Below are 8541 nucleotides of genomic sequence, written 5' to 3'. Positions count from 1 at the left end.
AGGACGGATGTATGACTGCTGCACCTGTCCGGTGTACTGCGAGTTGCCGCAGTGGGTCCGCGAGCCAAGCCCGGTTCCGCCGTGAGGGCGACACTTACTCTCCAGCGCCAATCCGCTTTTATGCGAGTGAGGGTTTGTTAGCTTTGGCGGTTGGAAGCTGCTTTCTTTGCTTACTTTCTTTGCAGCAGCAAAGAAAGTGAGTCCCGCCCCGGACAGGGGCAGAGCTAATAGACGAAAAAGAAAGCAAGTTCCATAGAAGCCAAAGCGCATCAAACGGTGTACACAACGCCCCCCGAGCGCCAGCGAAAATCAAGCCCCGACTAAATCGATGAGTTCCATCTCTTTGCTGGTCATGAGCTTCTCGATGTCCATGAGGATGAGCATGCGTCCGTCGACGGTACCGAGCCCGGTGAGATACTCGGTCGTGAGCGTCGCGCCGAACTCCGGCGCAGGCATGACCTGCTCAGCGGTCAGCGTCAAGACATCAGAAACCCCATCGACAACCATCCCCACCACGCGATGCGCGACATTAAGAATGATCACAACCGTCTGATTGTCATACTCGACGCGTCCAAGATTGAACTTGATCCGCATATCGACGATCGGCACGATGATGCCGCGCAAATTGATCACGCCTTTGATAAACGTCGGCGCATTCGCGATGCGCGTGACATTGTCGTAACCACGAATTTCCTGCACCTTCAAAATGTCGATGCCGTACTCTTCGGCGCCAAGCGTGAAGACGAGAAACTCCTGCCCCGCAGCCTCTGCGTGCTGCGCATCGCGACGCTGCGATGCGGCGGAATGAATCGATTGAATGTCTGCTGCCACGTGAGCCCCCGGAATCAATTGGTGTTGCAAATTAGGAATGAGCGTGCGATCCGTGCTGCGCACGCGATTCGCGATTGAGCGCGGCCACATCGACGATCAGCGCGACACTGCCGTCGCCCAGGATCGTCGCGGCGGAAATGCCGTGCACTTTGCGGTAATTCGTCTCGAGGTTCTTCACCACGACCTGCTGCTGTCCGACCAGTTCGTCGATCAGCATCGCAAAGCGGCGGCCCTCGGTCTGCATGATCGTGACGATGCCCTGCGTCGGTTCGGTCCGCGCGCCTTCGACCGAAAATACGTTATGCAACGCGACCAGCGGCAAATACTCTCCGCGCACGCGCACGACGCGCTCACCATTAGCGACGGTGTAGATGTCCTCAGCCACAGGTTGCAGCGACTCCATCACGAAGTTGAGCGGCAGGATGAAAATCTCGCTACCGACCTTCACCGACATGCCATCGAGGATCGCAAGCGTCAACGGCAGCATGATCTTCGTGGTCGTGCCACGGCCTTCGCGCGACGTGATCTCGACATGTCCGCCCATCGACTGGATGTTGCGCTTCACCACGTCCATGCCGACGCCACGCCCCGATATATCGGTGACTTGCTCGGCGGTCGAGAAGCCCGGCATGAAGATGAGCTGCCACACTTCGTCGTCGCTCATCGACTCGCTGACCTGCATGCCCTGCTTATGCGCCTTCGCGAGAATCTTGTCGCGGCGCAGGCCCGCGCCGTCGTCGCTGACTTCGATCACGATGTTGCCGCCGTGATGCGCCGCCGACAAAACGAGCTGCCCCGTCGTCGACTTTCCCGCCGCGCGGCGCGCATCGACGGTTTCGATACCGTGATCGAGCGAATTGCGCACGAGGTGCGTGAGCGGATCGATGATGCGTTCAATCAGGCTCTTGTCCAGTTCGGTCGCCTGGCCGAACGTGACGAGTTCCACTTCCTTGCCGAGCTTGCCCGCGATGTCGCGAACGAGACGCGGGAAGCGGCTGAATACGTAATCCATCGGCATCATGCGGATGGACATGACGGCTTCCTGCAAATCGCGCGCGTTGCGCTCGAGTTGCGCCATGCCGTTGAAAAGCCGGTCGTGCAATGCAGGGTCGAACGTGCTGGTGGTCTCGGCGAGCATCGCCTGCGTGATCACCAGTTCGCCGACGAGGTTGATCAGTTGGTCGACCTTCTCCACGCCGACGCGAATCGAGCTGCCTTCCGCCGATGCCGCCGCGGCGGGACGCGCCTTCTCAGCCGCTTTCGGCGCCTGATCCGGGCGGATGCCGGCGGCGGCTTGCGCCGCCGCCGGTGCCGCTTCTTCTTGCCTGGGCGCTGCCACCGCCGCCTCTTGGACCTGCTTTTGAGCTACTGCCGGCGCAGCGTCCGTTGCCGGAGCGCTGTCGACCGACGCATCCGCCGCATTGCCGCGACCGACGACGATCTGCGACTCGTCGATCACGAAACAGCACACGGCGATGATGTCGTCGGAAGACACATCGGAGTCGAGCCACAACACGAGGTCGCCGCCTGACTTCTTCTGGCCGGCGATACTGCCCAGATTGCCAAGCTCATCCGTCAACAGAGCCTGGTCCTTCTCGCCCACCCCCCGTAGCGTAATTTTCAGGTGGGGTCCTGCTTCCGCGCGGGCGCCGGTGTGTCCCGGCGTAGCGTCCTGCGCGGATCCTGCATTCGATGCTGAATCGGTAATTTCGAAGGCGTCGTCCCAGCTACCATCGTCTTCGATGATTTCGTGCGTCTGCGCGACCACGTGGGCCGGCGGTGCATTCGGGCCTTCGTACGCCAACTCTTCGACAACTGCCGCAACGGCCACTTCGACCACGGGCGCGGCGTTCTGCCCCGCGTCCTCGCTCTTCAGGCGTTCGAGCTTCGCGCAGATCGCAGCCGCTGCGGCCGCATCCGGCTCGGCGCTCGCGCGATACGCGGCGAGCTGGTCGGAGAGCACGTCCTTGGTCGCGAGGAACGTGTCGATCATGTCGAGGCGCAGGACGAGCTCATTGTTGCGAGCGCGGTCGAGCAGCGATTCGAGGATGTGCGTCGTCTCGGTGAGCGCCGTGAAGCCGAAGGTCGCCGCGCCGCCCTTGATCGAGTGCGCCGCGCGGAAGATCGCCGCGAGGTCCTCGGGATCGGGATTCGCGATGTCGAGCACGAGCAGCAGCTGCTCCATTTGCGCGAGCAGTTCGTCGGCTTCGTCGAAAAACGTTTGATAGAACTGGGTAATGTCGAGTGTCATGCTTGAGTCACCGCGGGAATGCTGGTCAGTCGGCGCCGTCGTGCGCGTTCAGTGTGTGTCTGGTCTACGGCCTTTCGCGCAAATGCTTTAGCCCTGTTGCGCTTCTTCCGACAATGCCGCGACGAGTTCCGTCAACAGTTCGGGGTCGAGTGGCTTCTCGATCCAGCCAGTCGCGCCCGCGCCGCGTGCCGCGTCTTTGAACGGCTCGCCGTCCTCGGTCGTGAGCACGAGGATCGGCGTGGTCTTGTAGGCGTGGTTGGCGCGCAATTCGACGATCAGGTCGAGGCCGTTCTTGCCCGGCATGTGATGGTCGGTGAGCACGAGATCGAAGCGCTCGGCGAGCGCCGCTTCAAGCCCTTCGATGCCGTCGCCCGCGACCGTCACGGCGTAGCCCGCCGAGGTCAGCGTGACCGAAAGAATCTGCCGCATGGAGGCGGAATCGTCGATTGCCAGGATGTTGTTGATCATGAAATCTCTTGCTCGTTTGACCGAACGGGTTTGGGCCGTCACTGCTGCTGAGCGGTCGTGGCGGAGGAAATGGGGGGTGTTGCGGTCGCGATCGTCACGCGCTCTATCGGCGTGTCGAGCGCGGCCTGATGCGACGGCCTGCGGGGCGTGGTCGCCGCCGGGCCGAGCTTGTCGATCAGCGGCTTGGTTGCCACGCCCGGCGGAGCGGAACCACTAGCATTCGCCGCGTTGTCGAGCAACGTAGTCGCCGCGGCGTCGTCGTGCGTCATCGCGAGTTCCGACTTGCGGTTGAGCACGATGATGCTGATGCGCCGGTTCTCCGGGTCCATCGCGTCCTTCTTGTTCAGGTTCTGCGTCGACGCGAGGCCGATCACGCGCAGCACCTTCGCTTCATCCATGCCGCCCGAGATCAGTTCACGCCGCGACGCGTTCGCGCGATCCGCCGACAGCTCCCAGTTGCTGTAGCCCTTCTCGCCGCCCGCGTACTGCACGGCGTCGGTGTGTCCCTGCACGACGATGCGGTTCGGGACGTCGTTCAACGTCCTGCCGATCTCGCGCAGGATGTCGCGCATGTACGGCTGCACGTTTTCATTCGAGAGCGCGAACATCGGCCGCTTCTGCGTATCCACGATTTCGATGCGCAAGCCCGTCAGCGTCGAATCGATACGGATCTGCTGCTTGAACTGGCGCAGCGCCGGATTCGCTTCGATCGCCGCCATCAGCTTGATTTGAAGATCGTGCAAGCGCGCCTGCTCGCGACGTTCGAGTTCGGTCGTCGCGTCCTTCAGATCCTGCTCGCTGGGCCGCATCGACATGCGCTTGCTGTACGTGCCGTCGCTCATGCGCGTCGTGCCCGGCTCGGGGCTGGAAATGTCGCGCCCGCCGCCTTGCAGGATGCTCGAATCCATGCCGGTGCCCTGCCCGCCCATGATCGCGGCCTTGAGCGGCATGTTGAAATACTCCGCGATGCCGCGCCGCTGCACCGGCGACACCGAGCTCAGCAGCCACATCAGCAGGAAGAACGCCATCATCGCGGTCATGAAGTCCGCATACGCGAGCTTCCACGCGCCGCCGTGATGGCTCTTGCGGCGGCTCATCACGCGCTTGATGAAGATCGGACGGTCTTTGTCGTTGCTCATCCCGGTGCCTTTGTAGTCACGCGCAGCCATGAGCGCACGTCACTTCGCCTTGACCCGGCGCACGTGCTCTTCCAGCTCGGAGAACGACGGGCGCTCGGTGGAAAAGAGCACCTTGCGGCCGAACTCGACCGCGATCGAGGGCGCGTAGCCGTTCAGGCTGGCGAGAATCGTCACTTTGATGCACTGGAACATCTTCGTCGACTCCGCGACGCGTTGTTCCGCCACGCTCGCGAGCGGCCCGATCAGGCCGTACGACATCAGGATGCCGAGGAACGTCCCGACGAGCGCCTGCGCAATCATTTCGCCGAGGATTGCGGGCGGCTGGTCGGCGGAGGCCATCGTATGCACGACGCCCATCACCGCCGCGACGATGCCGAACGCAGGCATCGCGTCGCCCACTTTGTGCAGCGCCTGCGCGGGGCCTTCGCCTTCGGCGTGATGCGTTTCGATCTCCTCGTCCATCAGGCTTTCAATCTCGAACGCGTTCATGTTGCCGCCGACCATCAGGCGCAGGTAATCGGTCAGAAAGATGACGATGTGTTCGTCGGCGAGAATCTTGGGGTACTGGCTGAATATCGGACTCTTGTGCGGGTCCTCGATATCGGATTCGAGGGTCAGCGTGCCTTCCTTGCGCGCTTTCGCGAGCAGCACATAGAGCAGCGCCATCAGCTCCATGTACACGTCCTTGTTGTACTTCGAGCCCTTGAAGAGCGTCGGGATGACGCGCAGCGTGGCCTTGATCGTCTTCATCCCGTTGCCGAGGATGAACGCGCCGACACCCGCGCCCGCGATCATCAGGATTTCGACCGGTTGCACGAGCGCGCCGAGATGCCCGCCTTCCAGCGCGTAACCGCCGAAAACCGACAACAGTGTCACTAGTGTTCCCACGAAAATCAGCACAGTCGAGTCCTCATGTTTCGATGCGGCAAGACCGCCGTTAAGTGGTTTACGGCATGAAGCGTAAAAACTTTGGGGGAAGTGCCGAGAGGCGCCGACGATGAAACCCGCGTGGAAACGGGGTTTCGCTTACGCCGCGATTTCGGCGTCGCCGGGCTGCGCGGAAGTCGCGACGCTGGCCGCGCTCGCCTTGCGCGTCTTGCCCGCGCGCGACGGCGGCTGGCACAAACCGCAGACGTAGCCCTGCCGCAAGTCGAAGGCGTGCGCAACGAAATGACCGGTGCAGCGCGAGCAGGCGCTCGTCTGCAGCATGCCGGAGTCGAAGAAACGCACCAGCGTCCAGGCGCGCGTGAGACTCAAAATCGGCTCTTCGCCGTGCAATTCGTTGTGTTCGAGATAAAGGCGGTAGCTCTTGACGATCGCCTGAATCGGCTCGCAGCCGCCGTGCTCACTGATGAACCGGTAGATGCCGTAAAAAAGCGACGAATGGATGTTGGGCTGCCAGGTCATGAACCAGTCCGTCGAGAACGGCAGCATGCCCTTCGGCGGCGACACGCCCTTCAGTTCCTTGTAGAGGCGGATCAGCCGGTCGCGCGAGAGGCTCGTCTCCGCTTCGAGCAGTTGCAGCCGCGCCCCGAGTTCGATCAGTTCGATCGCCAGGGTGATCTCGCGGACTTCTCCGATCACGCTCTTCGTCGCCATCCGGCCGGCTCCGTCGACGCGCTCAGCCGATCTGGCCGGCGCTCTGGCCCGCCATCAGGATCGCCGAGTGCGTTTGCGCGAGCGCGGTGCTTTTTTCCTTGTCGGCGAGCGACGAGAGAATTGCGTGATCGTCGAAACGGAAGCGGCACAGCACCTGGCTCGACGCCGCGATCTTCACGAGTTGCGCGAGGCTGAGCGTTTCGAGCACGTCCGCGAGCGGCGCGGCGAGGCCCATGCGAAACATCGCGCTCTCCCGGTCTTCCTGCAGAAGGCGCTGCGCGAGCAACAAATACGACAAATTCACCTCGCGGATTTCCGCGAGCGTGCTGGCATGACTGGTCGTCATATCTCCCCCGATCGATACCGTGGCTGGTCAGGCCACAAGCGGAAACGTTTGCTCGAATTCCAGGGTGCAAAAGGGAATGCGGCCACGTTCCTATATGTTCAGGCGGATTTTCGTCGAATGAACAGCCCGTGAATATCGGACAAACATTCCGATTCAGCGTCAGCGTGACGGGTAAATGTCTGTAAGAAGATTTCCTACACCGGGCGGAAATACAGATATTTCCGCGCGGTTCTCCGGTTTTACGGCATCGCTTGGAATTACTTAAGAGCGCTCGTGAATATCGTCTGCTTTTAAGGTCCCTTCGTTTGTAGGCATGGCTCGGAGATTGCTCCTGTCTCTTGCCGGCGGTAACGGAGCACATCGCGAAAAGCCGAAAAGCCTGTGTTTTCAGGGGTTTCCGACAACTTTCGACTTACGTAACAGGCGGTGTTTCGTCCTGTAACAAGGTTAAGCGATTGAAAAAGGAAGTGTAATGCCGGGCTCGATACCGATAATGAACGTAAGGGATAACCCGGTCGATTTCCGGGCCGATCTCGGACGGCGGCAAACCGTTGTCCGTCCGACAGGCATTCGCTGAAGCGCTCGACCGGGGCGCGATTGTGCGATGCCCTCACGAAACAAGGAGAGTCACGTTATGCGAATCGCACAAATTGCACCGTTGCATGAAGCAGTTCCCCCGAAATTCTATGGCGGCACCGAGCGCGTCGTGTCCTATCTGACGGACGCGCTCGTCGACCTCGGCCACGATGTGACGCTCTTCGCAAGCGGCGATTCCCAGACGAAGGCGACGCTCGAAGCGGCGTGGCCGCGCGCGTTGCGCCTCGATCCGTCGATCCGCGATGCGCTCGCGCCGCACATGCTGCTGCTCGAAAGCGTCCGTCAGCGTGCGCATGAATTCGACGTGCTGCACTTTCACCTCGACTACATGCCGTTTTCGCTGTTCTCGCAGCTCGACACGCCGTTCGTCACGACGCTGCACGGCCGTCTCGACCTGCCGGAGCTACAGCCGATCTTCAACACGTTCACGAAGGCGCCGGTGATCTCGATCTCCGATTCGCAACGCCTGCCGCTGCAGCAAGCCGCATGGCTGAACACGATTTATCACGGTCTGCCGGAAAATCTGCTGACGCCGCAGACTCACAAGAAGCCGGAATATCTCGCGTTTCTCGGCCGTATCTGTCCGGAAAAGCGCGCCGATCTCGCCATCAAGATCGCTGCCCAAAGCGGTCTACCGCTGAAGATCGCCGCCAAGGTGGACAAGGTCGACCAGGAATACTTCAAGTCCACGATCGAGCCGCTGCTCTCGCAGGCACACGTGGAATTCGTCGGCGAGATCAACGAGGCGCAGAAGCCCGAATTCCTGTCGGGTGCGAAGGCGCTGCTCTTCCCGATCGACTGGTCGGAGCCGTTCGGCTTGGTGATGATCGAAGCGATGGCCTGCGGCACGCCTGTGATCGCGTTCAATCGCGGCTCGGTGCCGGAGGTGATCGACCACGGCGTGACGGGCTATATCTGCGAAGACGTGCAGGGCGCGGTCGGCGCGCTGCAACGCCTCGATGAATTGTCGCGCCCGGAAATCCGCGCGCAATTCGAACGCCGCTTCAGCGCGAAGACGATGGCGCAGAATTACGTCGAAAGCTATACGGCGATGCTTCAGGCCGCAAAGCGCCCGGTGCTGCGTCAGGTTGCAGTCGGTTAAAGAAGAATCGCGTTTCGATTAACGGCGGTCTTTCGATGCGCCGTTATGCAAATAGTGATGAAAAATGCCGCCCCCCGGGGCGGCATTTTTTTGGCCGTCCGATTTAGGCGATTTATCAGCGCCCGATAAGAAGTCGGTCTTGCAGAATCGCGCGAAGCCAAGCGCAGCGTGCGGATAGGTGCAGATAAGCAGTTGCGAAACTCCCAGT

At 61.4% G+C, this 8541-nt stretch carries 8 protein-coding genes and 1 pseudogene; 1 reads left to right on the top strand and 8 read right to left on the bottom strand.

All coding sequences use genetic code 11. The features are described 5' to 3' along the window. Positions 1–309 precede the first annotated feature (309 nt). The 7 genes and pseudogenes from cheW to flhD form a co-directional block, all read right to left on the bottom strand. The gene (gene cheW, locus AWB67_RS33005) at positions 310–831 is read right to left on the bottom strand and encodes a chemotaxis protein CheW (RefSeq protein WP_087660233.1); all 522 of its coding nucleotides are present in this window, start codon (positions 829–831) and stop codon (positions 310–312) included. Between the two features lie 31 nt (positions 832–862). Further along, positions 863–3082: a chemotaxis protein CheA gene (gene cheA, locus AWB67_RS33000; protein WP_087660231.1), complete on the bottom strand. Its 2220-nt coding sequence runs from the start codon at positions 3080–3082 to the stop codon at positions 863–865. An 87-nt stretch (positions 3083–3169) separates the two neighbouring features. Further along, the gene (locus AWB67_RS32995) at positions 3170–3550 is read right to left on the bottom strand and encodes a response regulator (protein WP_087660230.1); all 381 of its coding nucleotides are present in this window, start codon (positions 3548–3550) and stop codon (positions 3170–3172) included. 143 nt (positions 3551–3693) lie between these two features. Continuing rightward, positions 3694–4689: pseudogene (gene motB / locus AWB67_RS32990) on the bottom strand (flagellar motor protein MotB); the annotation flags it as partial. A 39-nt stretch (positions 4690–4728) separates the two neighbouring features. After that, complete coding sequence (gene motA / locus AWB67_RS32985; protein ID WP_087660229.1) at positions 4729–5589, bottom strand: flagellar motor stator protein MotA; 861 nt, start codon at positions 5587–5589, stop codon at positions 4729–4731. A gap of 126 nt (positions 5590–5715) precedes the next feature. Next, positions 5716–6288 (bottom strand): flagellar transcriptional regulator FlhC, encoded by a 573-nt coding sequence (gene flhC / locus AWB67_RS32980; protein WP_087660228.1) that lies wholly within the window; start codon positions 6286–6288, stop codon positions 5716–5718. A 22-nt stretch (positions 6289–6310) separates the two neighbouring features. Beyond that, entirely contained in the window at positions 6311–6634 is a 324-nt protein-coding gene (gene flhD / locus AWB67_RS32975) for a flagellar transcriptional regulator FlhD (protein WP_087660227.1), read from the bottom strand. Positions 6635–7268: 634 nt separating this feature from the next. On the opposite strand from flhD, the gene AWB67_RS32970 reads away from it, so the two are divergent. Next, complete coding sequence (locus AWB67_RS32970; protein WP_087660226.1) at positions 7269–8333, top strand: glycosyltransferase family 4 protein; 1065 nt, start codon at positions 7269–7271, stop codon at positions 8331–8333. 18 nt (positions 8334–8351) lie between these two features. On the opposite strand, the gene AWB67_RS42395 is transcribed toward AWB67_RS32970, so the two are convergent. Further along, positions 8352–8541, bottom strand: a 190-nt coding sequence (locus AWB67_RS42395) for a hypothetical protein (RefSeq protein WP_235025480.1), incomplete at its 5' end; no start/stop codon positions are given.

It is taken from the genome of Caballeronia terrestris, from assembly GCF_001544515.1.
In the GTDB taxonomy this organism is placed as follows: Bacteria; Pseudomonadota; Gammaproteobacteria; order Burkholderiales; family Burkholderiaceae; genus Caballeronia; species Caballeronia terrestris.
This window is presented reverse-complemented; position numbering and strand designations above follow the sequence as displayed.